Here is a 26,284-nt window from a genome sequence, read left to right as displayed (position 1 = left end):
GGCTACATCTCCTCGGTGACGTAACTGCGGAGCCAGGTCCGGAACTCCGGGCCCAGGTCTTCACGTTCGCACGCGAGTCTGACAATGGCACGCAGGTAGTCGCCGCGGTCGCCGGTGTCATAGCGGCGGCCCTGGAAGACGACGCCGTGCACCGGGCCGCCGACCTTCTCGTCCTGGGCGAGCTGCTGGAGGGCGTCGGTCAGCTGGATCTCGCCGCCGCGGCCGGGCTCGGTCTTGCGGAGTATGTCGAAGATGCTCGGGTTGAGGACGTACCGGCCGATGATCGCGTAGTTGGACGGGGCGTCGGCCGCGTCCGGCTTCTCCACCAGGCCGTTCACCTTGACGACGTCGCCGTCCGCGGTGGCCTCGACGGCGGCGCAGCCGTACAGGTGGATCTGCTCGGGCGCGACCTCCATGAGGGCGACGACGCTGCCGCCGTGCCGCTCCTGGACCTCGATCATCCGCTTCAGCAGCGGGTCGCGCGGGTCGATCAGGTCGTCGCCCAGGAGGACGGCGAAGGGCTCGTCGCCGACGTGCGGGGCGGCGCACAGGACGGCGTGGCCGAGGCCCCTGGGGTCGCCCTGGCGGACGTAGTGCATCGTCGCGAGGTCGCTTGACTCCTGCACCTTGGCGAGCCGTTCGGCGTCGCCCTTCTTCTCGAGCGCGGACTCCAGCTCGTAGTTGCGGTCGAAGTGGTCCTCAAGCGGGCGCTTGTTGCGCCCTGTGATCATGAGGACGTCGTCGAGGCCCGCCGCGACGGCCTCCTCGACCACGTACTGGATCGCCGGCTTGTCCACGACCGGCAGCATCTCCTTGGGAGTGGCCTTGGTGGCCGGCAGGAACCGGGTGCCGAGACCTGCTGCGGGAATGACAGCCTTGCTGATCCTGGGGTGCGACTGAGTCATGCCCGACACCATATCCGGTGCCTTTGCACGGAATCTGAGGCTCCGGTTAGTTGACGCTCGTATGAGCACATTGAATCGAAACGGGAGTGACAGATGCGCCACAGCGGACCTTCCGCCGAGCCTGACAAGCGAGGGTTGCGGCGCCGGCTCATCGCGGTGAGGAACAGGTTGACGGCCGATGACGTGCGGGAATCGGAGGCCGCTCTGGCCCGGCGGGCGCTGGAGCTGCCCGAGCTGGCGCGTGCGCGCACCGTGGCGGCGTATGTGTCCGTAGGGAGTGAACCGGGGACGCGCGCGCTGCTCGACGCGCTGCGTGCGCGGGGCGTGCGCGTCCTGCTGCCGGTCCTGCTGCCCGACAACGATCTGGACTGGGGCGTGTACGCCGGTGAGGGCTCCCTCGCCCGCGTCCGACACGGCGGGCGGATGGCGCTGTTGGAGCCCGCCGGCGACCGGCTCGGCCCGGACGCGGTGACCGCCGCGGACGCCGTGCTGCTGCCGGGGCTCGCGGTCGACGCGCGCGGGATGCGGCTGGGGCGCGGCGGAGGCTCGTACGACCGGGTGCTGGCCCGGCTGGAGCGCGCGGGCGCCCATCCCGCGCTGGTGGTGCTGCTGTACGACACGGAGGTCGTCGAGCGGGTCCCGGAGGAGGAGCACGACCGGCCGGTGCACGCGGTGGTGACCCCGTCCGGGGTGCGGCGGTTCTGACGCTCCGCCCCGGGGCCCCGGGGACGGAAAAGGGCCCTCCACGCGCGCGTGGAGGGCCCTTTCGGGTGGGTCAGCCGTTCACGGCTTGAGGACGAGCGTGTCGGTCGTGCTCTTGTCGACCGCCGCCTTGGAGAAGGACCACGGCAGCAGTTCGCCCTTGGCCCACTTGGCCGTCTGGTCCGTGTAGTGGGCGCTGTAGGCGTGCCCGGAGGCGCCGGACAGGTTGATCCACCGGGACTTGTCGAGGTCGCCGAGGTTGACCACCATCCGCATCGACGGCACCCAGACGACGCCGTAGCCGCCGGCGGCGTTCCAGCCGGTGGCGTTGACCGCCGCCTCGCCGCCGCTGAGCTTCCAGGGGCCGCGGTTGAGGGCGTACTGGAGGAAGCCGGGGCCCTCGGTGCCGAGGGTCTTGTTCTTCAGGAACAGGCGGTGCAGCCGGCCCCAGCTCCAGGTGTCGATGTCCTTGCCGAGCTTGGCGGTCAGCTCCCAGCGCGCGTCGATCATGGCCCGCTTGAACAGCTCGTCCCGGTTGTCGGCGCCGGGGCGGGTGCCGTTCTCGGGCGTGGTCCACCAGTCGCTGTCCTGGTCGTCCATCAGGGTGCGGACCACCTCGAACCAGCGGTCGCCGCCGTCGGGCTGGGCCTCGTCGGCGTCGCGCAGGCCGCACTCGCGCACCCGCCGGTCGTCGTCCACGGGCCCGGTGGTGTCGACCGGCTCGACCCACAGGCACTGGCCCTTGACCCGAAGCTCCTTGGGCAGCTTGTTGCCGAAGGCGAGCTTGAGGACGTTGCGCCAGACCGCGTTGAAGTACGCGGCCGCGGCCGAGTCGGCGTCCTGGGTGTAGTCCCAGCCCTCCAGCAGCTTCTGCGCCTCGCGGACGTCCTTGTCGCCGACGTCGATCTTCAGCAGCTGCGGCACGAGCAGCTTGGCCATCTCGCTGCTGTTGTCCGTCTGCATCTGGCGCATGTCCTCGGTGGACACCTTGCCGCCGCCCTTGATCTTCGACTCGATCAGGTCGGTGATCCGCTGGCTGCGGGTGCCGTAGCCCCAGTCCGTGGTGAGCGTGTAGGGGTAGTCCTTGCCGACCGCGGCCTGGTTGGCGGCGACGATGTAGCCGCGCTTCGGGTCGTACTCGTAGGGCAGTTCGTCCGGCTCGAGGTAGCCCGTCCAGCGGTACTTCGAGTCCCAGCCGGGCGCCGGGACGGAGCCGTCGTGGCCCTTCGCGCGGGTGGGGATCCGGCCGGGCAGGGTGTAGCCGATGTGGTTGCGGGTGTCGGCGTAGACGAGGTTCTGCGAGGGCACCTCGAACAGGGCCGCCGCCGCGCGGAAGTCGTCCCAGCCGGTCGCCTTGTCCATCGCGAAGACGGCGTCCATGGTCCGGCCCGGGTCGAGCGCGGTCCAGCGCAGGGCGATGGCGTAGCCGTCGCCGCGGTCGGGGGCGGCGGTGTCGACGGTGGCCTTCTTGCCGACCTTCACCAGCTCGTCGGCGCGGTCCGACAGCAGGGGGCCGTTGTTGGTCTCCCGGACGACGATCTTCTTGGAGGCGCCGCCGGCGACCTTGATGGTCTCCTCGCGGGTCTCGAAGGGGACGACCTTGCCGTCGTACAGGTAGCCGTCGCCGGTCAGCTTCTCCAGGTAGAGGTCGGTGGCGTCGATACCGGAGTTGGTCAGGCCCCAGGCGATGTCCTTGTTGTGGCCGATGATCACGCCGGGCATACCGGCGAAGGTGTAGCCGGAGACATCGAACTGGCACTTCGCGGACACCGCGCGGCAGTGCAGGCCCATCTGGTACCAGACGGACGGCAGCGACGGCGACAGGTGCGGGTCGTTGGCGAGCAGCGGCTTGCCGGTGATGGTGTGGGCGCCGCCGACGACCCAGGAGTTGGAGCCGATGCCGTTGCCGTTCACGCCGACGGCCGCGGGCAGGTCCTCCATGACCTCCTGGAGGCCCGAGAGCTGGGTCTGGAGCGCGTCCGTGGCGGTGCCGGTGCCCGTGGCGGCGCCGGTCCCGGTGCCCGCGGAGGTCCCGGCGGACGTTCCCGCGGCGCCGCCCGCCGACGCGCCCGCCGTGCCGGCGGCACCCGCGGTGCCGGTCCCGGCGCCGGCCGACGCGCCCGAGCCACTGCCCTGTTCGAACGTCTGCGTGAGCTCGTCGTACTGGCCCTCCTGGACGACGGCCCGGTTGCGGTCGTACGGGTACTCCGGGTACAGGTCGGCGATCTGCTTCGGGCCGAGGCGGCTGGTCATCAGGGCGCGGTCGATCTCGGCCTTCATGTTGCCGCGCAGGTCCCAGGCCATCGCCTTCAGCCAGGAGATCGAGTCGACCGGGGTCCACTCCTGGGGCTTGTAGTCGTTGCTGAAGCCGAGGGCGGCGTACTCCAGGGAGATCTCCTCGCCCTCCTTGCCCTTCAGGTAGGCGTTGACTCCCCTGGCGTACGCCTGGAGGTACTTCTTGGTGGAGGCCGACAGCTTGGTGTCGTACTCCTCCTTCGCGATCCGGTCCCAGCCGAGGGTGCGCAGGAACTCGTCGTTGTCGACCTGGCTCTTGCCGAACATCTCCGACAGACGTCCGGCGGTCATGTGCCGGCGCACGTCCATCTCGTAGAACCGGTCCTGCGCCTGGACGTAGCCCTGCGCCATGAACAGGTCCTCGTCGGAGGAGGCGTAGATCTGCGGGATGCCGTACTCGTCCCGCTTCACGTCGACGGGCCCGGAGAGGCCGTCGAGTGTGAGTGAACCCTTGGTCTGCGGGAAGGAGGCCCGGACGGTGCTGACGGTCCAGTACGCCCCGTAGGCCACGCCACCGATGATGGCCAGCACCAGCACGAGCACGATCAGACGGGCTTTGCGCCCCTTCTTCCTGCCGGACTTGCCGGGCTTCTGACCCGTTGAGGCGGTGGTGTTGGGGGGCATCGCTGTCCTTGCTGTCCTAACGCGAGCGGCAGGTCGGGCTGTGACTATGAAAGAGCGCTGGAGCAACCATAGGCGCAGGGCCTTGTCCCGCTTGACGCGGAGTCGGGAACCAGCACGGACGGACGTTCGATCTTGCCTGGGTGAACGTCAAGAAATCGTCAAGAGTTAGGTAAAGTAACGAAGTAGTTGGTGCGAAGTGTGCGCACTTCGTGTCGGATTTGTACGAGCGTTCACGCGCGCGGAGAGCGTGCGAGGACCAGGGAAGGGAACGGCCGCTGACTGTCCACCACCTCAACCAGCTCCTGCTCGTCTGCTCGATCGTCCTGCTCGTCGCCGTCGCAGCGGTCCGGATCTCCTCGCGCAGCGGGCTCCCCAGCCTGCTCGTGTACCTGGGCATCGGCGTCCTCATGGGCCAGGACGGCATCGGCGACATCCACTTCGACAACGCCGAGCTGACCCAGGTCATCGGATACGCGGCCCTCGTCGTCATCCTGGCCGAGGGCGGTCTCGGCACGAAGTGGAAGGAGATCAAGCCGGCTCTGCCGGCCGCCTCCGCGCTGGCGCTGGTCGGGGTCGCGGTGAGCGTGGGAGTCACCGCGACGGCGGCCCACCATCTGATCGGCCTGGAATGGCGCCAGGCGCTCATCATCGGGGCGGTCGTCTCCTCGACCGACGCGGCCGCCGTCTTCTCGGTGCTGCGGAAAATACCCCTCCCCGCGCGCGTGACGGGCACCCTGGAGGCCGAGTCCGGCTTCAACGACGCCCCGGTCGTCATCCTCGTGGTCGCCTTCTCCATGGCCGGTCCGACCGAGCACTGGTACGTCCTGGTGGGGAAGATAGCGCTGGAGCTGGCCATCGGCGCCGCCGTCGGCCTCGCGGTGGGCTGGCTCGGCTCCTGGGGCCTGCGGCATGTGGCGCTGCCCGCCTCCGGCCTCTACCCGATCGCCGTGATGGCCATCGCGGTCGCGGCGTACGCGGCGGGCGCGCTGGCGCACGGCAGCGGCTTCCTCGCCGTCTATCTCGCCGCCATGGTGATGGGCAACGCCCGGCTGCCGCACTGGCCGGCCACGCGCGGCTTCGCCGACGGACTGGGCTGGCTCGCCCAGATCGGCATGTTCGTGCTGCTCGGGCTGCTGGTCACGCCGTCCGAGCTGGGCGACGACGTGGTGCCCGCGCTGCTCATCGGCCTGGTGCTGACCATGGTGGCGCGCCCGCTGAGCATCGTGGCCTGTCTGACGCCGTTCCGGGTGCCGTGGGCGGAGCAGGCCCTGATGTCGTGGGCCGGGCTGCGCGGCGCCGTGCCCATCATCCTGGCGACGATCCCCATGGTGAACGGCGTCGAGGGCAGCCGCCGCATCTTCAACATCGTCTTCATCCTGGTCGTCGTCTACACCCTCGTCCAGGGACCCACCCTGCCCTGGCTCGCCCGAAAGCTGCACCTCGGCGACCGCTCCGAGGCCGCCGACCTCGGCATCGAGTCGGCGCCCCTGGAGCGGCTGCGCGGCCATCTGCTGTCCGTCGCGATCCCCGAGGGGTCGCGGATGCACGGCGTCGAGGTGCACGAGCTGCGGCTGCCGGCCGGGTCCGCGGTCACCCTCGTCGTACGCGAGGGGAAGTCCTTCGTACCGCTCCCCTCGACGGTGCTGCGGCGCGGCGACGAGCTGCTCGTCGTCGCCACGGACCCGGTCCGGGACGCCGCCGAGCGGCGCCTGCGCGCGGTTGGCCGGGGCGGCAAGCTGGCCGGCTGGCTGGGGACGAGCGGGAACGGGACGTAGGCCCCACTCGTTCACAGGCTGCGCGATAAATGGTGCTCGTTTTCACAGGTGCGACGCGCGTAGATCTCTGTATCATGAAGGTCGACCAGACCTGATCGAACCAACTCTGCCTGACGCAGAGCTGGCGCGACCGTATGGCGGCCGGTCCGCTCCCCTTCCGTGAGCGCCGGTATCTACCGCAGTTCCGCGCAAGAGGACAGCTCTCGGCGCTGCCCCGCCACCCCGGGGGCGGTGCTACCAGGCGGCAGAAAGGCACGGGCCGTGGCGTCCACGGTCACCACCGAGCCGTCGAAGGACACGACGGCGACCTCCCGCCCGGGATACGGGCAACTGCTGCGCACCCGCGGCGCCTGGACGTTCCTGCTGCCCGGCTTCGCGGCCCGCCAGCCGTTCGCCATGCTCACGCTCTCCATCGTGCTGCTCGTACAGCACACCACCGGCTCCTACGGCGCGGCCGGCGCCGTCGCGGCGGTCACCGGCGTCTCCATGGCGCTGTTCGCGCCCTACAGCGGGCGCCTCGCGGACCGCTTCGGCCAGCGCGCCGTCCTGGTCCCCGGCGTGCTGGTGCACACGGTCTCCGGTCTCACCCTGACCGCGCTCGCGCTCGGGCACGCCCCCCTGTGGGCGCTGTTCGTGGCGGCCGTCCCCACCGGCGCCTCGGTGCCGCAGGTCGGCCCCATGGTGCGGGCCCGCTGGGGCGTGAAGCTCCAGGGCTCGCCGCTCATGACCACCGCCGCGGCCTTCGAGTCCGTCACCGACGAGCTGACGTTCGTCGTCGGCCCGCTGCTGGCCACCGCCCTGTGCACCGCCGTCGACCCGGCGGCGGGCCTGGTCACCGAGGCCGCGCTGACCCTCGTCGGCGGTCTGCTGTTCGCCGCGCAGAAGAGCACCCAGCCGGTCGTCACCGGCGGCGGGCACGCGCGCGTGGAGCACGCCTCCGCGCTGCGCGTCCCGGGTGTGCGGGTGCTGATCGTCGCCTTCCTCGGCATCGGCTCCGTCTTCGGCGGCATGCAGGTCTCGCTGGCCGCGTTCACCGAGTCGATCGGCGAGCCCGGCCTGAACGGCGTCCTGTACGGGATCTTCGCCGCGGGCAACATGCTGTCGGGCATCGTCTGCGGCGCCATCGCCTGGAAGGCCGCCCCGCAGCACCGCCTGGTCGTCGGCTACGCGGCGCTCGCGCTGGCCGCCTCCGGGCTGTGGGCCGCGCACTCGGTGCTCGTCCTGGCGGGCCTCGGCCTGCTGGTCGGCATGTGCATCGCGCCCGCCCTCATCACCGGCTACACGCTGGTCGAGAACCTGGTCCCGGCCGGGGCCCGCACCGAGGCCTTCACCTGGCTGACCGGCGCGGTCGCGCTCGGCCAGGCCGCCGCCGTCACGGTCGCCGGACAGCTCGAGGACCGCCTGTGGGACGGCGCCGGGTTCCTGGTCCCGATGGGCGGCACGCTGCTCGCCCTGGGGACCGTGCTGGCGCTGCGTTCGCGGCTGGCGGCACGGCCCCGCGGCCGGACCGTCGCGCGTGGCGTCGGTCACCGCTCGCCGGTGACGGTGGACTGATGCGCCGGAATACGTCACTATGGATCGTCGTTAGCACTCATTGAGTGAGAGTGCCAGGAGGAAGACAGTGCCGACCTACCAGTACCAGTGCACCGAGTGCGGCGAGGGCCTCGAGGCGGTGCAGAAGTTCACCGACGACGCCCTGACCGAGTGCCCCAGCTGCCAGGGCCGCCTCAAGAAGGTGTTCTCGGCCGTCGGTATCGTCTTCAAGGGCTCCGGCTTCTACCGCAACGACAGCCGCGGCTCCTCGTCGAGCAGCTCGCCGGCTTCGTCGAAGTCGTCGTCCTCTTCTTCGTCCTCGTCGTCTTCGTCTTCGGACTCGAAGTCGTCGAGCTCCAGCACCTCCACCACCGGTACCGCCGCGTAAGACCGGCGCGCCTCTTAGGCCTGGTATCGCCGAGGGGTCCGGTATCGCCGCGTAAGTCTGCTTTCGCCGCGCGTGCCGGTGCCGCCGCGCGACTCGCTTCGGGAAGACCCCGCCGTCCTGGGACGGTGGGGTCTTCCGCGTTCCCCGGCCGCCGGTGTCCGCGCCCCGCCGCCTGCGGCTACTGTGCTGGTCATGGCGAACGCGGAGATCGGTGTCATCGGCGGGTCCGGCTTCTACTCCTTCCTCGAGGACGTGACCGAGGTGGAGGTGGAGACCCCCTACGGGCCGCCCAGCGACTCCCTGTTCCTCGGTGAGATCGCCGGCCGGCGGGTGGCCTTCCTGCCCCGGCACGGCCGGGGACACCATCTGCCGCCGCACCGGATCAACTACCGGGCCAACCTCTGGGCGCTGCGGTCGGTCGGGGTGCGCCAGGTGCTCGGCCCGTGTGCCGTGGGCGGTCTGCGTCCCGAGTACGGGCCGGGCACGCTGCTCGTCCCGGACCAGCTGGTCGACCGTACGAAGGCGCGGATGTCGACGTACTTCGACGGGCTGCCGCTGCCGGACGGCACCGTGCCGAACGTGGTGCACGTGTCCCTGGCCGACCCCTACTGCCCCACCGGACGCGCGGCGGCCCTGAAGGCGGCGCGCGGGCGGGACTGGGAGCCGGTGGACGGCGGCACGCTGGTCGTCGTCGAGGGGCCGCGGTTCTCGACCCGTGCCGAATCGTTGTGGCACCAGGCGCAGGGCTGGTCGGTGGTCGGCATGACCGGCCACCCGGAGGCGGCGCTCGCCCGTGAGCTGGAGCTCTGCTACACCTCGCTCACCCTGGTCACCGACCTCGACGCGGGCGCCGAGACCGGTGAGGGCGTCTCGCACGACGAGGTGCTGCGGGTGTTCGCGGCGAACGTGGACCGGCTGCGGGGGGTGCTGTTCGACGCGGTGGCCGCCCTGCCCGCGAACGAGGAGCGGGACTGCCTGTGCACGAGGGCACTGGGCGGGATGGACCCGGGGTTCGCGCTGCCGTAGCGGTGCGGAGCGTCCCCTTCGGGTGACGGGGTTTTCCACAATCCGGCGGTGGTCCACCGGCTTCGGCGGGCGACGGCGCGAGGCCTCATCGTGGGCTGCACCGATCGCTTACCGAAGGCGGTCGCTCGTCGAAGGTGGTGGTCCCTGTGTCTCTCGGTCCCTCCCGCGCTCCGTTCTCCGCTCGGGACTCTGCTCTCTCCTCCGCTCGGTCCTCGGCTCCGTCCTGGGCTTCCGCGCCGCCCCGCCCGCCCGGCGCCGACGTGCCCGCCACATGCGAGGTGCCGCACTTTCCTCCGGTCCGGGTGCGCGGCGGTGGTCATCGGCTGCGCCGGTTCGTACGGCACCGGCAGCGGGCGCTGGCCGCCGGGCTGGCCCTCACCGCCGCCGCGCTCCTGGCCGTCGGCCCGCCCGGTCCGGGGGAGCCGCCCGGTGGGGACCGGGCCCGCGGGCACCCGGTGGCGGACCGGGCGTCGGGGCGCGAGCCGGGCCGGGGGCCGGGGCGGCCCGGCGTGGCGCGGGTGGCCGCGCCGGTGCGGATCGCGGACGCCGCGACGGTGCGGCTCCTGCGGCCCGGCGACCGGGTCGACGTGATCGCCGCGGAGGACTGGGTGAGCGGCGGTGAGGCGCGGGTGGTCGCGCGCGGGGCGCGGGTGGCGAGGGTGCCCGAGCCGCTGGACGGCACCGGCGGCGCTGTCGGCTCTGACGGCTTTGGCAGCTCTGGCAGCTCTGGTGGCTCTGGTGGCTCTGGTGGCTCTGGTGGCTCTTTCGACGGTGGTGCGCTGGTGGTTCTGTCGGTGCCCCGGGACACGGCCGCGCGTCTCGTCGGCGCGAGCGCGACGGCCCGGCTGGCGGTGACGCTGTGCTGAACCGGGTGGTGCGCTTTCTGCGCGGTCTGCTGTCTGGTTCCTCGTTCGAGTCGGGGAATTGGACAGGTCGGCCGCGCCGTGACGTAGGTTGCGGAGCGTTTGATTCCACAGCGTGTGCGTGCGAGGAGAGGCTCCGAGGTGATCGAGAAGAAGGATTCGGGCGTTCTGCAGGGTTTCAAGACCTTCCTGATGCGTGGGAACGTCGTCGATCTGGCAGTCGCGGTGGTCATCGGCGCCGCCTTCACCAACATCGTCAACTCGGTGGTGAAGGGCGTCATCAACCCGCTGGTCGGGGCGATCGGCACGAAGAACCTCGACAGCTACAGCTCGTGTCTCAAGGGGCCCTGCGAGACGGGGCAGGACGGGACCGTCACGAGCGGCGTCATGATCCTGTGGGGCTCGGTCCTCGGCGCGACCCTCAGCTTCCTGATCACCGCGGCGGTCGTCTACTTCCTGATGGTCCTGCCGATGTCGAGGTACCTGGCGCGGCAGGAGGCCCGCCGGCAGGCGCGGGAGGGCACGAAGGAGGTCATCGAGGTGACCGAGCTGGAGGTGCTGAAGGAGATCCGCGACGAGCTGGTCGCGCAGCGGGGGGCCGGGCGCTCCGAGTCCTAGCGGAAACGGCGGCACCGCTGGCGGCGGCCCGCGGGAGCCTGCGGACGGGGGCCTTCATGGCCCGTCCGGCTCACAGGTGGTGGGGCGGCTTCTCGTCGAGGAAGCGCTTCAGGTCGTCCGCTGCGTCGCCGCCGCTCTGCCGTTCGCCCCAGCCTCGGTCGGTGTCGTCGGAGGACTGCTCGTCCAGCGGGTCGTCGAAGATCAGCGCGGCCTTGGGGTCGCGCGGCTCGGGGGTGGAGGCGGTGCTCATGCTTCCAGAGTACGGCCCGGGGTGCGACCCGGGGGCAGGGCCGTGTCGGGGCCGCGTCCGGCCGGCCGGACGCCCCGGGAAACGCCTTGTGAGACGCCTTGTGAACGCCTTCACAAGAAATTTCGTCCGGTATCTGCTGTTCTGGGACGCATGACGTCCCGTTCGACTCCCCCACCCGCCCCGGCGGGCGGGCCGCCCCCCGCACGGCCGCTGCGCAGACTCACCGCGCGTGGCCGCGACGAGGCGCACCGCGCCGCCACCCCGCTGGAGCTGTTCTTCGACCTGTGCTTCGTGGTGGCGGTCGCCCAGGCGGGCCTCCAGCTGGTGCACGCCGTCGCCGAGGGACACGCGGGCGAGGGCATCCTGAACTACGCGATGGTGTTCTTCGCCATCTGGTGGGCCTGGATGAACGTGACCTGGTTCGCCTCGGCGTACGACAACGACGACGCCCTGTTCCGCGTCGCCACCCTGGTCCAGATCGCGGGTGTCCTGGTGCTGGCCGCGGGGGTGTCGCGGGCCTTCGACGACCACGACTTCGGCGTCGTCTGGCTCGGCTATCTGATCATGCGGCTGGCGCTGGCCGCGCAGTGGCTGCGGGCCGCGAGAGCGGCGGCGGGCGCGGAGCGGACCACGGCGCTGCGGTACGCGGCCGGCGTGCTGCTCTGCCAGGTCGGCTGGCTGGGCCTGGTGCTGCTGCCGGAGCCCGCGCGGCCGTGGATGTTCCTCGCGATGGCGGTCGCGGAGCTGTGTGTGCCGGTCCTCGCGGAGAAGGACCACCCGACGTCCTGGCATCCGCACCACATCGCCGAGCGGTACGGGCTGTTCACGATCATCGTGCTGGGCGAGACCATCGCGGCGGCGACGGTGGCCGTGAAGTCGGGGGTCGATGAGAACCACGCCCTGGGCGAGCTGCTGCCGATCGCGGTGGGCGGCCTGCTGATCGTGTTCTGCGCGTGGTGGATCTACTTCGTGGTGCCGGCCCACGGCCGGCTGCGCTCCAACAGACAGGCGTTCCTGTGGGGCTACGGCCACTACGCGATCTTCGCCTCGGCGGCGGCGATCGGCGCGGGCCTGGAGGTGGCGGTCGAGCAGGCGGTCGGCAAGGCGCACATCTCCACGCTGTCCGCCTCCGCCGCGGTGACCCTGCCGACGGCGCTCTATCTGCTGACCGTGTGGGCGCTGCACTCCCGGTACTTCAAGGTGGGCATCGCCCAGCAGGCGGTGCTTCCGGTGACCGCGCTGCTGGTCATCTGCTGCTCCTTCCTGGGGCGCTGGGCGGTCCTCGCGGTCGGCGTCGTGACGGCGCTGGCGGTGGCGACCGGGGTGACGCTGACGGCGCGCCGGGCCGCCCGGGAGAGCGCGCCGCGGGAGCCCGCTTCGACGGTCTGATCGCGCCCGGGAGCGGCACGTCGTCCGCTCGCCGCGGCGGGCCAGACTGACCCCATGACTGTTGACGCTCTGACGGACGTGGCGGGCCTGCGGGTGGGACACGCGACGCGCACCGGCGACGGGTGGCTCACCGGCACCACCGTCGTCCTGGCCCCGGAGGGCGGTGCCGTCGCCGCCGTGGACGTGCGCGGCGGCGGCCCCGGCACCAAGGAGACCGACGCGCTCGATCCGCGCAATGTGGTGCAGAGGGTCGAGGCGATCGTGCTGACCGGCGGCAGCGCCTACGGGCTGGACGCCGCGTCCGGGGTGATGGCCTGGCTGGAGGAGCGCGGGCGCGGTGTGCGCGTGGGGCCGGACCCGGCGCACGTCGTGCCGGTCGTGCCCGCCGCGTGCGTCTTCGACCTGGGCCGTGGCGGTGACTTCCGGGCCCGGCCGGACGCGTCCGTCGGCCGGGAGGCGGTCGAGGCCGCCGCGGCCGAAGGGCTCGGAGCGCCGGTGCGGGAGGGGAGCGTGGGCGCCGGCACGGGCGCCGTGGTCGGCGTGCTGAAGGGCGGGGTCGGCACCGCGAGCACCGTCCTCGGCTCGGGGATCACGGTGGCCGCGCTGGTGGTGGCGAACGCGGCGGGCTCGGTGACGGATCCGGAGACCGGCGTCCTGTACGGGGAGCTGTTCCAGGGCCGTGTGAACTACCCGGAGGCGCGGGTCCATGAGGCCGCGCGGCGGCGCATCGCCGAGGCGGAGGCCAGGAACGCGCCGCCGCCGCTCAACACCACGCTCGCGGTGGTCGCCACCGACGCCGTCCTGACGAAGGCACAGGCGCAGAAGCTGGCCGGTACGGCACACGACGGCATCGCGCGCGCCGTGCGGCCGGTGCATCAGCTCAACGACGGCGACACGGTCTTCGCGCTGGCGACGGGGGCACGGGCGCTCGACGCCGGGAGCCCGCTCGCGCTCAACGAGATCCTGGCCGCGGGCGCGGACACGGTGACGCGCGCCATCGTGCGCGCCGTGCGCGCCGCGTCGCCGGTGGCGGGGCCGGGCGGGGCGTGGCCGTCGTACGGGGAGCTGTACGGGAACCGCTGAGGGGAGCCGCACGGGAAACGTGGAGGGAGCTGTATGGAAACCGTTGAAAGGGGGAACAGGAGGGAACACCAAGGGGTCGCAGTGGGGTTCGCGACGGGGCTGTCCGGTTGGCGCCGGATGGAGATCAAGGTGCCTCTGAGCAGCGGATTTTGACCGTCCGTCGGGTGGCGCGGGAATCTTTCCGGCGGCCCGCCCGTTTTCCCCGCGTACGTTTTCTCGGTTCCCGGTCACGAGGTCCGGCCGAGGGGCTACGGTATGCACCCACAAGGTGACATGCAGCAACGCCGGGAGAAACCTTGAGCGTTCCGTACGAGACCGCAGCGTACGAACCACATGAGTCGCCCGAGTCTCCGGAGGAGCATCTCGCGCGACTGCTCGGCCGCGCCCTGAACTCGTTCGAACTGCCCGACGAGACGATAAGGCGCCTCGACGGTGCGCTGGCGCACGACAGTTCGCTGCACTCCGCGCATCACAGCGCGGGGCTGCACCGCGAGACGTACCGGCACACCTGGCTGCTCGCCGACGGCTCGGCGCTCACGTTGTGGGAGCTGGTGCACAACACCGCGCGGGGGCGTGAGGCGCAGCACGAGGTGTATGTCGACGAGGAGGAGCTGCGGGCCGCGACGATGCGACTGCCGCTGCCGCCGGACGCGCCGGACTTCGAACTGCCGGTGCTGGTGCAGCCGTCGCCGGTGCCCGGGCCGCGGCACGCGTATGTGCCGGACGACTCGGCGGACCACGCGCGCCGGCTGCTGCGCCGGGCGGAGAACCCGGACCGGCCGGGTGCGGAGACGGCCGCGCTGCTGACGACCGCGTGCGCGCACCAGATCACCCAGGCCTTCGGGCGCCCGTGCCGCGCGGGCCGCGCCGGACTCGGCTTCTCGCTGTACGAGCACGCGTTCCTGCTGCGCGACGGCAGGGAGATCTCCCTGTGGGAGGTCGAGCACACGGCCACGCCCGACGGGCGCCACATGTGCGAGGTGTACACCTCGGAGGAGGCGGCGCGGGAGGCGATGGAGCGGCGGGCGGCGCAGATGTCGTAGCGGCGTCGTCGGCGCCGGGAGCCGTAGCGGCTCAGGTGCGTTGCGGCTCAGGTGCGTTGCGGCTCAGGTGCGTTGCGGCTCAGGTGCGTTGCGAGTAGTGGCCGTTGCGGTCAGTGCCCGTCGCGGGTCAGTGCCCGTCGCCGAGGCGGCGTACGAGGAGCGCGAAGGCGGCTTCCTCCGCGGGGGTCAGGCGCACGGACTCCCGGTGCGGGCCGTTCTGGCGCTGGCGGGGGAGCGCGGCGAGGGGGCGTGCGCCGGTGCGGGTGGCGGCCCACGCGCCGGCGCCCGCGGCGCTCCCGGGGCGGCCGCGGCGCAGCAGGCGGGCGAGGACCATCACCCAGGCCACGGCCGCCACGGCGAGGACGGCCACGCCCGCCCACTGGAGGATCGAGACGTGCTCAGGCATACGGTCCAGTAGACACCACGGTCCGGGACTTCCGCCCCGGACCGTGATCTATCTCGCAAACCCACCCAAGGGCGCTTCAGCGCAGTCCTCTTACGCGGCCACCGGCTGCTTGGGCTCGGCCGTCGGGGCGGCCGGGCCGTCGGCGGCCGGGGTGGCCTCGGTGCCGGGGGCCGGCTTGCGCAGGCCCTTCAGGAGGATGACCAGGCCGGCCGTGACGGCCGTACCGGCGGCGATGGCCAGCAGGTAGAGGAGCGGCTTGCCGATCAGGAAGGTGACCCAGATGCCGCCGTGCGGGGCGCGCAGGGTCGAGCCGAACGCCATGGTCAGGGCGCCGGTGACCGCGCCGCCCGCCATGGACGCGGGGATGACGCGCAGCGGGTCGGCGGCGGCGAACGGGATCGCGCCCTCGGAGATGAAGGAGGCGCCGAGCACCCAGGCCGCCTTGCCGTTCTCGCGTTCGGCGTGGGTGAACAGCTTCCGGCGGAGGGTGGTGGCGAGGGCCATGCCCAGGGGCGGGACCATTCCGGCGGCCATCACCGCCGCCATGATCTTCATCGCGGAGTCGCTGGGCGCGGCGACGGAGATGCCGGCCGTGGCGAAGGTGTACGCGACCTTGTTGACGGGGCCGCCGAGGTCGAAGCACATCATCAGGCCGAGCAGCACGCCGAGGAGGACGGCGTTGGCGCCGGAGAGGCCCTCCAGCCAGTCGGTCATCGCCTTCTGTGCCTCGGCGATCGGCTTGCCGATCACGATGAGCATCAGGAAGCCGACGACGATGGAGGAGAGCAGCGGGATCACGACCACCGGCATGATGCCGCGCAGCGCCGACGGGATGTTGATCTTCTGGATCGCCATCACCACGGCGCCGGCGATCAGGCCGGCCGCGAGGCCGCCGAGGAAGCCCGCGTTGATGTTGAAGGCGATCATGCCGCCGACGAACCCGGGCACCAGGCCCGGGCGGTCCGCCATGCCGTAGGCGATGTAACCGGCGAGAACGGGGATCAGGAAGCCGAAGGCCACGCCGCCGATCTGGAACAGCAGCGCGCCCCAGCTGTCGACCCGGCCCCAGTCGAAGACCTCCGTGACCGGCTTGGCCTCGTTGATCTGGTAGCCGCCGATCGCGAAGCCGAGGGCGATGAGCAGACCGCCGGCCGCGACGAACGGGACCATGTAACTGACGCCGGACATCAGCCACTTGCGCAGCTTGGTGCCGTAGCCCTCGCCGGGCTCGCCGGCGCGCTCCACGGGGGTGCCGCCGCCGGGCCTGGCGGCGGCCGTGACCTCGCCGCGGGCGGCCTTCTCGCGCACCTCGGCGATCAGCTCGGCGGGGCGGTTGATGGCCGCCTTCACACCGGTGTCGACGGTGGGCTTCCCGGCGAACCGGTCCTTCTCCCGTACGGCGACGTCGTGGGCGAAGATCACGCCGTCCGCGGCGGCGATGACGGCCGGGTCGAGCCGGGTGAAGCCCGCCGATCCCTGCGTCTCGACGACGACTTCGACGCCTGCCTCGCGGCCCGCGTTCTCCAGGGACTCGGCGGCCATGTAGGTGTGGGCGATGCCGGTGGGGCAGGACGTGACGGCGACGATACGGAAGGGGCGCTCGGCGCCGCCGTTCGCGGCGGTGGTGCCCGTGGCGGTGGTGCCCGTGGCGGGCGTGTCCGTGGCCCCTGCGGGGGTGGTGGTGCCCGTGGCGGCGTCGGCGGAGGCCGCCACCGGCGCCGCCACGGAGTCTTCGGTTCCGCCCTGGGCGGCGGCGGGGCGGTCCTTGGCGGAGCCGTTCTCGTCGGCGGAGCCTGCCTCGGCGGTGCCGGAGCCGTCCTCGGCGGTGCCCGAGTCATCCTCGGCGGTGGCGGAGCCGTCCTCCGTCGCGGCCGACGGCTCTTCCCCGCGGATCAGCGCCGCCGCTGACGCCGCGTCGCCCACCGAGCGCAGCGCGTCGGTGAACTCGGAGTTCATGAGCTGCCGGGCGAGCGACGACAGGATCGTCAGGTGGGCGTCGTCGGCGCCGGCGGGCGCGGCGATCAGGAAGATCAGGTCGGCGGGGCCGTCCGCGGCGCCGAAGTCGATGCCGGCGGCGCTGCGCCCGAAGGCGAGCGTCGGCTCGGTGACATGGGCGCTGCGGCAGTGCGGGATGCCGATGCCGCCGTCGAGACCGGTGGGCATCTGCGCCTCGCGCGCGGCCACGTCGGCGAGGAAGCCCTCCAGGTCGGTCACCCGGCCCAGGGCGACCATGCGCTGGGCGAGGGCGCGCGAGGCGGCTTCCTTGGTGTCGGCGGACAGGTCGAGGTCGACCAGGTCCGGGGTGATCATGTCGCTCATCGCGGGCTCCTTAGCTCGCGTATCGCCCGGGGAGTGGGGTGGGCGGGAGAGGGGACGGGGGTGCGGTGGGGGGACGCGGGGGTGGGGGTCGTACGGATCGAAGGGATCCGTCGGCGGGCGGAGGCGGGGCCGGGGGAACCCCGCCTCCGGGCGGGGGCGGACTCACCGGGGGCGGACTCACCGGGGTGGAGGAGCCGCCCGTGGGGCGCGGCGAGTAACGGGGAGCCTCGCCGTTTCATGGCCGGGCGGTGCGGCGGAGCGGGCGTCATGACACGGCCTCCTTCAGCGCGCGGTCCATCGGCACGTCCGCCGTGACCGACACCGCCGACGGGTCCAGGTCGGCCGGGGTCGGCATGACGCTGCCGGGGAGCTGCACGGCGGCGGCGCCGTGGGCGACGGCGGAGGCGAGGGCGTCGGGGCCGCTGCCGCCGGCGATGAGGAAGCCGGCGAGGGAGGAGTCGCCGGCGCCGACGTTGCTGCGTACGGCGTCGACGCGAGCGCTGCCGAACCAGGTGCCCGCGTCGTCCACGAGCAGCTGGCCGTCGGCGCCCAGGCTCGCGAGGACGGCGCGGGCGCCGCGCGCGCGCAGCTCCTCGGCGGCCTTGACCGCGTCGCCCACCGTGGCCAGCGGGCGTCCGACGGCCTCCGCCAGTTCCTCGGCGTTGGGCTTCACCACGTCGGGCCGGGCGCGCAGCGCCTCCAGCAGCGCGCGCCCCGAGGTGTCCAGCGCGATCCGCGCGCCCCCGGCGTGCGCCCGGGTGACCACATCGGCGTACCAGGAAGGGGCGAGGCCGCGCGGCAGGCTGCCGCAGCAGACGATCCAGTCCGCGCCGCGCGACTGCTCGCGCACGGTCTCCAGGAGCAGTTCCTGCTCGGCCTCCGACAGCTCCGGACCCGGCGCGTTGATCTTCGTCAGGACGCCGTCCGACTCGGCGAGCGCGATGTTGGAGCGGGTGGCGCCGGCGATCGGCACGGGCGCCACCTCGATGCCCTGCGCGTCGAGCAGGTCCGCGACGAGCGCGCCGGGCGCACCACCCAGGGGCAGGACCGCCACCGTGCGCCGCCCGGCCGCCGCGACGGCGCGCGAGACGTTCACGCCCTTGCCGCCGGGGTCCGTGCGCTCGGTCTCGGCGCGGATGACCTCTCCGCGCTTGAGTGCCTGGACCTCGTAGGTGCGGTCGAGGGACGGGTTGGGGGTGACGGTGAGGATCATGCGCGCACTACTTCCGTGCCGCCGCGCTCGATGGCGGCGGCGTCTTCGTTGCTCAGCCCGCTGTCGGTGATCAGCAGGTCCACGTCGCTCAGGTCGCCGAAGCGGGCGAAGTGCTCCTGGCCGTGCTTGGAGGAGTCGGCGAGCAGCACGACCCGGCGGGCCGCGGCCATCGCCGCGCGCTTCACCGCGGCCTCGGCGAGGTCGGGGGTGGTCAGGCCGTGGTCGGCGGAGAAGCCGTTGGCGGCCACGAAGAGGACGTCGGCGCGGATCTCGCCGTACGCCCGCAGCGCCCAGGCGTCGACGGCGGCGCGCGTGCGGTGCCGTACGCGCCCTCCGACGAGGTGGAGCTGGATGCCGGGGTGGTCGGCGAGGCGGGCCGCGATGGGGAGGCTGTGCGTGACGACGGTGAGGGAGGTCTCCAGCGGGATGGCTGCGGCCAGCCGGGCCACCGTCGTACCGGCGTCGAGGATCATGGTGCCCTCGGCGGGCAGTTCCGCGAGGGCGGCCTTGGCGATCCGGTCCTTCTCGTCCGCCGCCGTGGACTCGCGCTCGGCGAGGTCCGGCTCGAAGTCGAGGCGTCCGACGGGGATCGCACCACCGTGCACGCGGCGCACCAGACCGGCGCGGTCGAGGGCCTTCAGATCGCGGCGGATGGTCTCCGCCGTCACCTGGAACTCCTCGGCCAGCGACACGACGTCCACCCGGCCGCCGTCACGGGCGAGCCGGAGGATCTCCTGCTGCCGCTCCGGTGCGTACATGTCCGTTCGCCTCCGACCATGCCCGAACGTGTGGTTTCAATGGGAGGCTACGACGGGTTTTCCGGAATGTAAACAGGTTCGGGTATGGGTTCGGGCGTAAACGGGCATGATCGGGCTTGCGCGGCGCAGCCCGTGCGAAGGCCGGCCCGGCACATGCGAGGCCCCTCCCCCGGTTGCTCGGACCGGGCACATGGCGAGGGCCCGACCTCGCTGCCGAGGTCGGGCCCTTCGTCCACCGGATCCCCGTACGTCAGGACACCGGCTCCGGCGCGGCGGCCTTCTCCTGCGCGGCGGCCTTCTCCGGCGCGGGAGCCTTCTCCGGCGCGGGAGCCGCGGCCTCCGCCGCCCCCTCCACGTGCTGCGCCGGGCGCTTCGGCAGCGCGGACATCAGCAGGAAGATCACGGCCATCACGCCGGCCACCCAGCCGAGGGCGTGCTGGAAGGCGTTCACGAAGGCCGGGCCCGTCTCCGCCGGGCTCAGGTGCTCGTCGATCACGCCGTAGAAGACCACGGACACCAGTCCGAGCCCGAGCGCGTTGCCCATCTGCTGCACGGTGTTGATCAGCCCGGACGCCGAACCCGAGTGCTCGCGCGGCACCTCCGACAACACGGCGTCCGTCAGCGGCGCGACGATCAGGCCCATGCCGACGCCCATGACGACCAGCGGCAGCGCCATCTGCCAGGGGGTGATGGAGAGGCCGTAGCGGTCGGCCTCCCAGAGGTAGAGCAGGATGCCCGCCGCCATGACCAGCGCGCCCGCCTGGAGAACCTTGCGGCCGAACCGCGGCACAAGCTGCTGCACGGACACCCCGGCCGCCACGGAGACGGCGATGGAGAACGGCACGCCGGTCAGACCCGCCTTCAACGGGCGCCAGCCCAGCCCGAACTGGAGATAGAGCGTCCACACCAGGAAGAAGATGCCGAGCGCGACACCGAACACGGTCTGTACGGCGATCCCGGCCGCGAAGCTCTTCACCTTGAACAGGGACAGCTCGACCAGCGGGGAGCCGTCCCGCGCGCCCTTGCGCCGCTCGTACGCCACGAGCGCCGCGAAGACGACGAGCGCGCCGGCCATGGACAGGTATCCCCACAGCGGCCAGCCCAGCTCACGGCCGCGGGTCAGCGGGTAGAGCAGCATCAGCAGGCCCAGCGTCACGAGTGCGACGCCGACCAGGTCCAGCTTGAGGGCGCGCGGCGCCTTGGACTCGGTGATGAAACGGCCGCCCAGGATGAGGCCCGCGAGGCCGACCGGCAGGTTGATGAGGAAGATCGAGCGCCATTCGAGGCCGAACAGGTTCCACTCCGTCAGCAGTGCGCCCAGCAGCGGCCCGGACACCGCGCCCAGCCCGACGACCGCTCCGAACAGCCCGAACACCTTGCCGCGTTCGTGCGCCGGGAAGGTGGCGTGCACGATGGACAGCACCTGAGGCACCATCAGCGCGGCCATGGCGCCCTGGAGTACGCGGGCGGCGACCAGCATCTCCGGGTTCGCGGCGAGTCCGCACAGCGCGGAGGCGACGGTGAAGCCGCCGATGCCGATGAGGAAGACCCGCTTGCGGCCGTGGATGTCGCCGAGGCGCCCACCGGTGATGAGACCGGCGGCGAAGGCGAGGGCGTATCCGGCGGTGATCCACTGGATCTGGGCGAGGGACGCGCCCGCCTCCCGCTGGATGGACGGGATGGCGATGTTGACGATCGTGACGTCGACGAGGTCCATGAAGGCCGCCGTCATCACGATGGCCAGCGCGAACCAGCGACGCCGGTCGGGCGCCGACGCGGGTGCCGAGCGCCGAGCCGGATCAGGCGCCGAGTCGGATGCCGGGTGGGGCGCCGAATCAGGTGCCGGGTCGGGTGCCGAAGGGCTCTGCTGAGCCGTGTCGAAGGTCTCGGTGGAGGTCATGGCTCCGAAACTAGGACCCGATTAGGCCAGATCGTGTCCTACTTCTCCGGCATGCTCGTTTCCATGACGACGGACACCCCGGCCCGGCTGCTCCAGCTCCTCTCCCTCCTCCAGACCCCGCGCGAATGGCCCGGCGGCGAGCTGGCCGACCGGCTCGGCGTCTCCCGGCGCACGGTCCGGCGGGACATCGACCGGCTGCGCGAACTGGGCTATCCCGTACAGGCGACCAAGGGCTCCGACGGCGGCTACCGGCTGGTCGCGGGCAAGGCGATGCCGCCGCTCGTCCTCGACGACGAGGAGGCGGTGGCCATCGCGGTCGGCCTGCGGGCCGGCGCCGGGCACGCCGTCGAGGGCGTGGACGAGGCGTCGGTGCGGGCCCTGGCCAAGCTGGAGCAGGTGCTGCCGTCCCGGCTGCGCCACCGCGTCGCCACCCTCCAGGCCGCCACCACCCCGCTGACCAGCGGCGACGGCCCGAGTATCGCCCCCGAGACGCTGACCGTCATGGCCTCCACGGTGGCCGGCCACGAGCGGCTGCGGTTCGCCTACCGCGCCAAGGACGGCACCGAGTCCCGCCGCCTCACCGAGCCGTACCGCCTGGTGTCGACCGGCCGCCGCTGGTACCTCGTCGCCTACGACCTCGACCGCGCCGACTGGCGCACCTTCCGCGTCGACCGGATCAGCGACCCCTTCGCCACCGGCGCCCGCTTCACCCCGCGCGAACTGCCCACGGGGAGCGCGGCGGAGTATCTGCGGCGGTCGATCGCCCGGCAGAGCGAGACCTACGACTTCACCGTCACCTTCGCCGCCCCCGCCGAGGCCGTCGCGAACCGCCTCCCGGCTTGGATGGGCCCACCGGAACCCGTCGACGAGACCGCCTGCCGCCTGCGCGGCACGACCGGCGACCCCGTGGAGTGGCTGGCGGTGCGACTGGCCATGCTGGGCCACGACTTCACGGTCCAGGAGCCTGCGGAACTGGTGGCGTGCGTAAGGGAGTTGGGGGAACGCCTGACGCGGGCGGCGGGCGGCTGAGCCACTACCGGGAGCACGGTCGCCGTCCTTCTGACGGCCCCTTAAGAGGGCCCTTCCCACGGGAAGTCCCGCAGCGCCACCAGATTGCGCAGAGCCAGCGCGGCGGGGCCCTCCGGCCCGGTCGGCGGAGCGTCGCCCGCCGCCCAACTCTCCACCGCCACGCGTACGGCCGCACTGGCCACGGCGGCGGCGAAGCGCGGGTCGGGCGCGGCGGGCGCAAACGATGCGCTGGGCGCGGCAGATGCGGCGGACGCAGCAGATGCGGCGGGCACAGCAGACACGGCGGGCACGGACGTATCGGAGGCATCGGAGGCATCGGAGGCATCGAACGCATGGGACGCAGCGGCACCATGCGCCGGTGCATCGGACGCGTCGCCCGACGAGCCCCCCTCGGCAACGTTGTCGGCGCTCGCGCCCGTCCGCTCCGCCAGCACCCCCGCCAGCGTCACCTCCGCCTCCTGGCACACCTCGGCCCACACCTTCCGCAGGGCAGGGCTGGTGGTGGCCAGGCGGATCAAGGTGCGGACCCACTCCCAGGACGCGGCCGAGACCCCGGCGCCGGGTGACAGTGTCTTCCGGACGGCGTGTTCCAGGGCCTCGGGCACCGACAGCTCGGCCGGGGCCTCGCGCACCGCCTCGGCCCAGCGCTGGGCGCCCGCGGCGTAGAGCGGGGCGACGGCCTCTTCCTTGCAGGCGAAGTAGCGGTAGAAGGTGCGCGGCGCGATCCCGGCGGCCTGGGCGATGTCCTCGGCGCGGGTGGCGCGCAGCCCCTGCCGGACGAACAGGCCGGCCGCCGCCCGCGCGATCTCCATCCGGGTGGCCGCCTTGCGCCGCTCGGTCAGCGAGGGTGCGGGAGGCGGGCCTTGGGGCGGCTGTGCTGGGGTGGTGCTGGTCACTCCGTCAGGCTATGCCTATGTGGCAGAATCTGCCATCCGGCGGTGGGCCACCCCGGGGTTCAGGTACGGGGTGCCCCGCCGCCCAGCCATGCCCGCGCGCGAGCACCGCAGCCGGAACCGCGCGACTGCCGCAGCCGGAAAGCGCGTACAAGAAGAGCCGGGCTCCGGCGCCCGGGGGAAGGCGCCGAAGCCCGGCTGGGAGAGTCCCGGCGCCGGGGGGAGTGCGTCGGGACGTGGCTCATGTGGGTGGGATACCGAGGTCTCGCGTACCGAACTCCTGTACCCGGAAGTCTTGTTCCCGGCCTCTCCCGGGTTGAAGCGACGTTACATCGCCACATTTGCGCGGGCTTTCGCCACCCGGCGCACGCGGCCCCCCGTCGGTTGTACGCCGTCAGGAGGGCCGTCCTCGTAGCTCTGCGCACGGCTGTCCGCGCAGCCGCGCGCACAAGGTCACGCCGCCGCGTCGAAGCCCGTGTCCCGGGCCAGCTTCTTCAGCTCCAGCAGCGCGTGCTTCTCGATCTGCCGGATGCGCTCACGGGTGAGCCCGTGCTCCTTGCCGACCTCGGTCAGGGTGCGCTCGCGGCCGTCCTCGATGCCGTACCGCATCTTGATGATGGAGGCCGTGCGCTGGTCGAGGCGGCCGATCAGGTCGTCCAGCTCCTCGCTGCGCAGCAGGGTCAGCACCGACTGCTCGGGCGACACCGCGGAGGTGTCCTCCAGCAGGTCGCCGAACTGGGTCTCGCCCTCGTCGTCCACGGACATGTTCAGCGAGACCGGGTCGCGGGCCCAGTCGAGCACGTCCGTCACGCGCTCCGGCGTCGAGCCCAGCTCCGCGGCGATCTCGGCGGGCTCCGGGTCCCGGCCGTGCTCACGGTTGAACTCGCGCTGCACGCGCCGGATGCGGCCCAGCTCCTCCACGAGGTGGACGGGCAGGCGGATGGTGCGCGACTGGTCGGCTATGGACCGGGTGATCGCCTGACGGATCCACCAGGTGGCGTAGGTGGAGAACTTGAAGCCCTTGCGGTAGTCGAACTTCTCCACCGCGCGGACCAGGCCGGCGTTGCCCTCCTGGATCAGGTCCAGCAGGGGCAGGCCGCTGCGCGGATAGCGGCGGGCGACGGCGACGACCAGGCGCAGGTTGGAGCGGATGAAGATGTCCTTGGCCCGCTCCCCCTCGGCGACCAGGGCTTCCAGCTCCTCGCGGGTGGCCTCGGTCTTCGACTGCTCGTACCCGTCGAGGATCTGCTGCGCGAACACGCCCGCTTCGATGATCTGGGACAGCTCGACCTCCTTTGCGGCGTCGAGCAGCGGCGTCCGCGCGATCTCGTCCAGGTACATGCCGACCAGGTCGCGGTCCGCTATCTCGCCGCCATGGGCGCGAACACTGGTTGCCGCGTCGGTGGTCTCGCCGGCAGCGGACGTACGACGGGCGACGGCACGGGTTGCCATGCGTGCTCCCTTGCGATGGTGAGGTCAGCGGGCGTTCCTTCGGACGCTCGGCACCGGTTGTGGACTCTCGATCCGGTTGCTCGATCCTCTGCCGAGTGCCCTGCATCCGATGGAAACAACGACTGGAATCCGGACAGAATTCCCAAGCCGACCCTCAATTTTTCTGATCATGCAGTACCCTGTGCCGCCACACGGGCGGCGCGACACCGTCGCGAACCACGGAACCGCAGGTCAGGCGGGGAGTGGGGGCGGCCCTCGCGACTCCCTCTCACCCTCCCCACCCCTCCGCGCTTGAGACGGCCGTCACATCGACACCACGAGGTCTTCACCCGGGTAGACGACTCGTGCCGCCCGGAGGTTGCCGGGCTCAGCCGAACTGCACCGACCGCTTCGCCAGTCCCATCCAGAACCCGTCGATCACGGACTTCTGTTCCCCCAGCTCACCGGCCGCGTCCGCGGCGCCCAGCGTCACGAAGAGCGGAGCGAAGTGCTCGGTGCGCGGGTGGGCGTAGCGGCCCGCCGGGGCCTTGTTCGGGAAGTCCAGCAGGGCGTCGACGTCCCGGGACTCCAGCGCCCGCCGCCCCCAGTCGTCGAACTCGGCCGACCAGCCGGGCACCCCCGGCCCGGTGTGGCGCAGGGCGGCGAGGTTGTGGGTGAAGAAGCCGGAGCCGACGATCAGCACGCCCTCGTCGCGCAGCGGCGCGAGCCGGCGGCCGATCTCCATCAGCCGCACCGGGTCGAGGGTCGGCAGTGAGATCTGGAGGACCGGGACGTCGGCGTCCGGGTACATCTCGACGAGCGGGACGTACGCGCCGTGGTCCAGCCCCCGGTCCGGGATGTCCTGGACGGGCATGCCGGGGGCGCGCAGCAGCTTGCGTACGGACTCGGCGAGCGCGGGGGCGCCGGGTGCGTCGTAGCGGACCCGGTAGTAGTGCTCGGGGAAGCCCCAGAAGTCGTGGACGAGGGGGACGGGCTCGGTCGCGGCGAGGGCGAGCGGGGCCTCCTCCCAGTGGGCGGAGACCATGAGGATCGCCTTGGGGCGCGGCAGGGCGGCCGACCAGGCGGCCAGTTCACCGGGCCAGACGGGGTCGTCGGCGAGCGGCGGGGCACCGTGGCTGAGGTAGAGCGCGGGCATGCGCTCCTGGGTGGTGGCGGACATGTCCGGCGACTCCTTTCAGAGAACGGCACCGGAAAGGGCGGTAGGGCATCACCGGGGCGTTCGCTTGAACATTCAAGCTTTACGACTTCCACCGTACGCCCCATTTGTTCAACGTTCAAGGACAGGCCTCGTAGAGTGGAACTCATGAACACGGCAGCCGCACCCGACCCGGCGGAGCCCCGCTGGCTCACCGCCGAGGAACAGCTCGTCTGGCGCTCGTACATCGAGGCCGCCACCCTGCTGGAGGACCATCTCGACCGTCAGCTCCAGCGTGACGCGGGAATGCCGCATGTGTACTACGGCCTGCTGGTCAAGCTCGCCGAGTCGCCGCGCCGCCGGCTGCGCATGACCGAACTCGCCAAGTACGCCAAGATCACCCGTTCCCGGCTCTCGCACGCCGTCGCCCGGCTGGAGAAGAACGGCTGGGTCCGCCGGGAGGACTGCCCCTCCGACAAGCGGGGCCAGTTCGCCGTCCTCACCGACGAAGGCATGGAGGTGCTGCGGCGGTCCGCGCCGGGCCATGTCGCCGCCGTACGCCAGGCGGTCTTCGACCGGCTCACCCCGGAACAGCAGAAGTCCCTCGGCGAGATCATGCGGATCGTCGCCGAGGGACTTCAGCCGGCCGAAGCGGGCGCGGACCTGCCCTGGCTCAGGTGAACCG

The 26,284-nt window shown here is 72.2% G+C and carries 23 protein-coding genes; 12 read left to right on the top strand and 11 right to left on the bottom strand.

The window, feature by feature from the left end:
* Window positions 1-2: 2 nt before the first annotated feature.
* Window positions 3-905: a UTP--glucose-1-phosphate uridylyltransferase GalU gene (gene galU, locus ACIG0D_RS09595; RefSeq protein WP_399797763.1), complete on the bottom strand. Its 903-nt coding sequence runs from the start codon at window positions 903-905 to the stop codon at window positions 3-5.
* A gap of 93 nt (window positions 906-998) precedes the next feature.
* Here galU and ACIG0D_RS09590 point away from each other — a divergent pair, with 93 nt between their 5' ends.
* Window positions 999-1,610 carry a 5-formyltetrahydrofolate cyclo-ligase gene (locus ACIG0D_RS09590; RefSeq protein WP_399797761.1) on the top strand — a complete coding sequence of 204 codons (612 nt, stop codon included), beginning with the start codon at window positions 999-1,001 and terminating at the stop codon, window positions 1,608-1,610.
* A 78-nt stretch (window positions 1,611-1,688) separates the two neighbouring features.
* Here the strand turns inward: ACIG0D_RS09590 and ACIG0D_RS09585 are convergent, their stop codons facing one another.
* Window positions 1,689-4,526, bottom strand: a complete 2,838-nt coding sequence (locus tag ACIG0D_RS09585; RefSeq protein WP_399797758.1) for a penicillin acylase family protein — start codon at window positions 4,524-4,526, stop codon at window positions 1,689-1,691.
* Between the two features lie 209 nt (window positions 4,527-4,735).
* Here ACIG0D_RS09585 and ACIG0D_RS09580 point away from each other — a divergent pair, with 209 nt between their 5' ends.
* The 6 genes from ACIG0D_RS09580 (at window position 4,736) to ACIG0D_RS09555 (ending at window position 10,729) form a co-directional block, all read left to right on the top strand.
* The gene (locus ACIG0D_RS09580; RefSeq protein WP_399797756.1) at window positions 4,736-6,301 is read left to right on the top strand and encodes a potassium/proton antiporter; all 1,566 of its coding nucleotides are present in this window, start codon (window positions 4,736-4,738) and stop codon (window positions 6,299-6,301) included.
* 261 nt (window positions 6,302-6,562) lie between these two features.
* Window positions 6,563-7,855, top strand: a complete 1,293-nt coding sequence (locus ACIG0D_RS09575; protein ID WP_399797754.1) for an MFS transporter — start codon at window positions 6,563-6,565, stop codon at window positions 7,853-7,855.
* A 67-nt stretch (window positions 7,856-7,922) separates the two neighbouring features.
* The gene (locus ACIG0D_RS09570; protein WP_399797752.1) at window positions 7,923-8,222 is read left to right on the top strand and encodes an FmdB family zinc ribbon protein; all 300 of its coding nucleotides are present in this window, start codon (window positions 7,923-7,925) and stop codon (window positions 8,220-8,222) included.
* Between the two features lie 192 nt (window positions 8,223-8,414).
* A complete protein-coding gene (locus tag ACIG0D_RS09565; RefSeq protein ID WP_399797750.1) occupies window positions 8,415-9,248 on the top strand; it encodes an S-methyl-5'-thioadenosine phosphorylase in 834 nt (277 codons plus the stop codon).
* 146 nt (window positions 9,249-9,394) lie between these two features.
* Complete coding sequence (locus ACIG0D_RS09560) at window positions 9,395-10,114, top strand: hypothetical protein (RefSeq protein ID WP_399797748.1); 720 nt, start codon at window positions 9,395-9,397, stop codon at window positions 10,112-10,114.
* A 189-nt stretch (window positions 10,115-10,303) separates the two neighbouring features.
* Window positions 10,304-10,729 carry an MscL family protein gene (locus ACIG0D_RS09555; protein WP_399798187.1) on the top strand — a complete coding sequence of 142 codons (426 nt, stop codon included), beginning with the start codon at window positions 10,304-10,306 and terminating at the stop codon, window positions 10,727-10,729.
* Between the two features lie 70 nt (window positions 10,730-10,799).
* On the opposite strand, the gene ACIG0D_RS09550 is transcribed toward ACIG0D_RS09555, so the two are convergent.
* Window positions 10,800-10,979 (bottom strand): hypothetical protein, encoded by a 180-nt coding sequence (locus ACIG0D_RS09550; RefSeq protein ID WP_365767312.1) that lies wholly within the window; start codon window positions 10,977-10,979, stop codon window positions 10,800-10,802.
* Window positions 10,980-11,129: 150 nt separating this feature from the next.
* Between ACIG0D_RS09550 and ACIG0D_RS09545 the strand changes: the two genes are divergently transcribed.
* The 3 genes from ACIG0D_RS09545 to ACIG0D_RS09535 all read left to right on the top strand — a co-directional run bounded on the left by ACIG0D_RS09545 (window position 11,130) and on the right by ACIG0D_RS09535 (window position 14,494).
* Window positions 11,130-12,368, top strand: coding sequence for a low temperature requirement protein A (locus tag ACIG0D_RS09545; RefSeq protein WP_399797745.1), 1,239 nt, complete (start codon window positions 11,130-11,132; stop codon window positions 12,366-12,368).
* Window positions 12,369-12,422: 54 nt separating this feature from the next.
* The gene (locus ACIG0D_RS09540; protein WP_399797742.1) at window positions 12,423-13,451 is read left to right on the top strand and encodes a P1 family peptidase; all 1,029 of its coding nucleotides are present in this window, start codon (window positions 12,423-12,425) and stop codon (window positions 13,449-13,451) included.
* 296 nt (window positions 13,452-13,747) lie between these two features.
* Entirely contained in the window at window positions 13,748-14,494 is a 747-nt protein-coding gene (locus ACIG0D_RS09535; RefSeq protein ID WP_399797740.1) for a DUF6227 family protein, read from the top strand.
* Window positions 14,495-14,621: 127 nt separating this feature from the next.
* Here ACIG0D_RS09535 and ACIG0D_RS09530 read toward each other — a convergent pair whose 3' ends face one another.
* The 5 genes from ACIG0D_RS09530 to ACIG0D_RS09510 form a co-directional block, all read right to left on the bottom strand.
* A complete protein-coding gene (locus ACIG0D_RS09530) occupies window positions 14,622-14,900 on the bottom strand; it encodes a hypothetical protein (RefSeq protein WP_399797737.1) in 279 nt (92 codons plus the stop codon).
* A 90-nt stretch (window positions 14,901-14,990) separates the two neighbouring features.
* Window positions 14,991-17,219, bottom strand: coding sequence for a fructose-specific PTS transporter subunit EIIC (locus ACIG0D_RS09525; RefSeq protein ID WP_399797734.1), 2,229 nt, complete (start codon window positions 17,217-17,219; stop codon window positions 14,991-14,993).
* Between the two features lie 265 nt (window positions 17,220-17,484).
* A complete protein-coding gene (pfkB, locus tag ACIG0D_RS09520; RefSeq protein WP_399797732.1) occupies window positions 17,485-18,432 on the bottom strand; it encodes a 1-phosphofructokinase in 948 nt (315 codons plus the stop codon).
* Window positions 18,429-19,190, bottom strand: a complete 762-nt coding sequence (locus ACIG0D_RS09515; protein WP_365759691.1) for a DeoR/GlpR family DNA-binding transcription regulator — start codon at window positions 19,188-19,190, stop codon at window positions 18,429-18,431. The genes pfkB and ACIG0D_RS09515 overlap by 4 nt, the downstream gene beginning before the upstream one ends.
* A 250-nt stretch (window positions 19,191-19,440) precedes the next feature.
* Window positions 19,441-20,922, bottom strand: coding sequence for an MFS transporter (locus ACIG0D_RS09510; protein WP_399798184.1), 1,482 nt, complete (start codon window positions 20,920-20,922; stop codon window positions 19,441-19,443).
* 231 nt (window positions 20,923-21,153) lie between these two features.
* Here ACIG0D_RS09510 and ACIG0D_RS09505 point away from each other — a divergent pair, with 231 nt between their 5' ends.
* Window positions 21,154-22,119 carry a helix-turn-helix transcriptional regulator gene (locus tag ACIG0D_RS09505; protein ID WP_399797729.1) on the top strand — a complete coding sequence of 322 codons (966 nt, stop codon included), beginning with the start codon at window positions 21,154-21,156 and terminating at the stop codon, window positions 22,117-22,119.
* 41 nt (window positions 22,120-22,160) lie between these two features.
* Here the strand turns inward: ACIG0D_RS09505 and ACIG0D_RS09500 are convergent, their stop codons facing one another.
* The 3 genes from ACIG0D_RS09500 to ACIG0D_RS09490 form a co-directional block, all read right to left on the bottom strand.
* The gene (locus ACIG0D_RS09500; protein WP_399797727.1) at window positions 22,161-23,015 is read right to left on the bottom strand and encodes a TetR/AcrR family transcriptional regulator; all 855 of its coding nucleotides are present in this window, start codon (window positions 23,013-23,015) and stop codon (window positions 22,161-22,163) included.
* A 450-nt stretch (window positions 23,016-23,465) separates the two neighbouring features.
* Window positions 23,466-24,464, bottom strand: a complete 999-nt coding sequence (locus tag ACIG0D_RS09495) for an RNA polymerase sigma factor RpoD/SigA (RefSeq protein WP_399797724.1) — start codon at window positions 24,462-24,464, stop codon at window positions 23,466-23,468.
* Between the two features lie 367 nt (window positions 24,465-24,831).
* A complete protein-coding gene (locus tag ACIG0D_RS09490; RefSeq protein ID WP_399797721.1) occupies window positions 24,832-25,623 on the bottom strand; it encodes a dioxygenase in 792 nt (263 codons plus the stop codon).
* Window positions 25,624-25,767: 144 nt separating this feature from the next.
* Between ACIG0D_RS09490 and ACIG0D_RS09485 the strand changes: the two genes are divergently transcribed.
* A complete protein-coding gene (locus ACIG0D_RS09485; RefSeq protein WP_365759681.1) occupies window positions 25,768-26,280 on the top strand; it encodes a MarR family transcriptional regulator in 513 nt (170 codons plus the stop codon).
* Window positions 26,281-26,284: the final 4 nt, after the last annotated feature.

The sequence above is a fragment of the Streptomyces sp. NPDC052773 genome (assembly GCF_044547145.1).
GTDB lineage: Bacteria > Actinomycetota > Actinomycetes > Streptomycetales > Streptomycetaceae > Streptomyces.
The sequence above is the reverse complement of the archived record's forward strand: the minus strand, read 5'-3'. Positions and strand labels throughout refer to the sequence as shown.

Excerpts from the sequence above, each read along its gene's own strand:
- galU (WP_399797763.1), bottom strand. The coding sequence starts at position 905 with ATGACTCAGTCGCACCCCAGGATCAGCAAGGCTGTCATTCCCGCAGCA.
- ACIG0D_RS09590 (WP_399797761.1), top strand. The coding sequence starts at position 999 with ATGCGCCACAGCGGACCTTCCGCCGAGCCTGACAAGCGAGGGTTGCGG.
- ACIG0D_RS09585 (WP_399797758.1), bottom strand. The coding sequence starts at position 4,526 with ATGCCCCCCAACACCACCGCCTCAACGGGTCAGAAGCCCGGCAAGTCC.
- ACIG0D_RS09565 (WP_399797750.1), top strand. The coding sequence starts at position 8,415 with ATGGCGAACGCGGAGATCGGTGTCATCGGCGGGTCCGGCTTCTACTCC.
- ACIG0D_RS09555 (WP_399798187.1), top strand. The coding sequence starts at position 10,304 with ATGCGTGGGAACGTCGTCGATCTGGCAGTCGCGGTGGTCATCGGCGCC.
- ACIG0D_RS09550 (WP_365767312.1), bottom strand. The coding sequence starts at position 10,979 with ATGAGCACCGCCTCCACCCCCGAGCCGCGCGACCCCAAGGCCGCGCTG.
- ACIG0D_RS09545 (WP_399797745.1), top strand. The coding sequence starts at position 11,130 with ATGACGTCCCGTTCGACTCCCCCACCCGCCCCGGCGGGCGGGCCGCCC.
- ACIG0D_RS09540 (WP_399797742.1), top strand. The coding sequence starts at position 12,423 with ATGACTGTTGACGCTCTGACGGACGTGGCGGGCCTGCGGGTGGGACAC.
- ACIG0D_RS09530 (WP_399797737.1), bottom strand. The coding sequence starts at position 14,900 with ATGCCTGAGCACGTCTCGATCCTCCAGTGGGCGGGCGTGGCCGTCCTC.
- ACIG0D_RS09525 (WP_399797734.1), bottom strand. The coding sequence starts at position 17,219 with ATGAGCGACATGATCACCCCGGACCTGGTCGACCTCGACCTGTCCGCC.
- pfkB (WP_399797732.1), bottom strand. The coding sequence starts at position 18,432 with ATGATCCTCACCGTCACCCCCAACCCGTCCCTCGACCGCACCTACGAG.
- ACIG0D_RS09515 (WP_365759691.1), bottom strand. The coding sequence starts at position 19,190 with ATGTACGCACCGGAGCGGCAGCAGGAGATCCTCCGGCTCGCCCGTGAC.
- ACIG0D_RS09510 (WP_399798184.1), bottom strand. The coding sequence starts at position 20,922 with ATGACGGCGGCCTTCATGGACCTCGTCGACGTCACGATCGTCAACATC.
- ACIG0D_RS09505 (WP_399797729.1), top strand. The coding sequence starts at position 21,154 with ATGACGACGGACACCCCGGCCCGGCTGCTCCAGCTCCTCTCCCTCCTC.
- ACIG0D_RS09495 (WP_399797724.1), bottom strand. The coding sequence starts at position 24,464 with ATGGCAACCCGTGCCGTCGCCCGTCGTACGTCCGCTGCCGGCGAGACC.
- ACIG0D_RS09490 (WP_399797721.1), bottom strand. The coding sequence starts at position 25,623 with ATGTCCGCCACCACCCAGGAGCGCATGCCCGCGCTCTACCTCAGCCAC.
- ACIG0D_RS09485 (WP_365759681.1), top strand. The coding sequence starts at position 25,768 with ATGAACACGGCAGCCGCACCCGACCCGGCGGAGCCCCGCTGGCTCACC.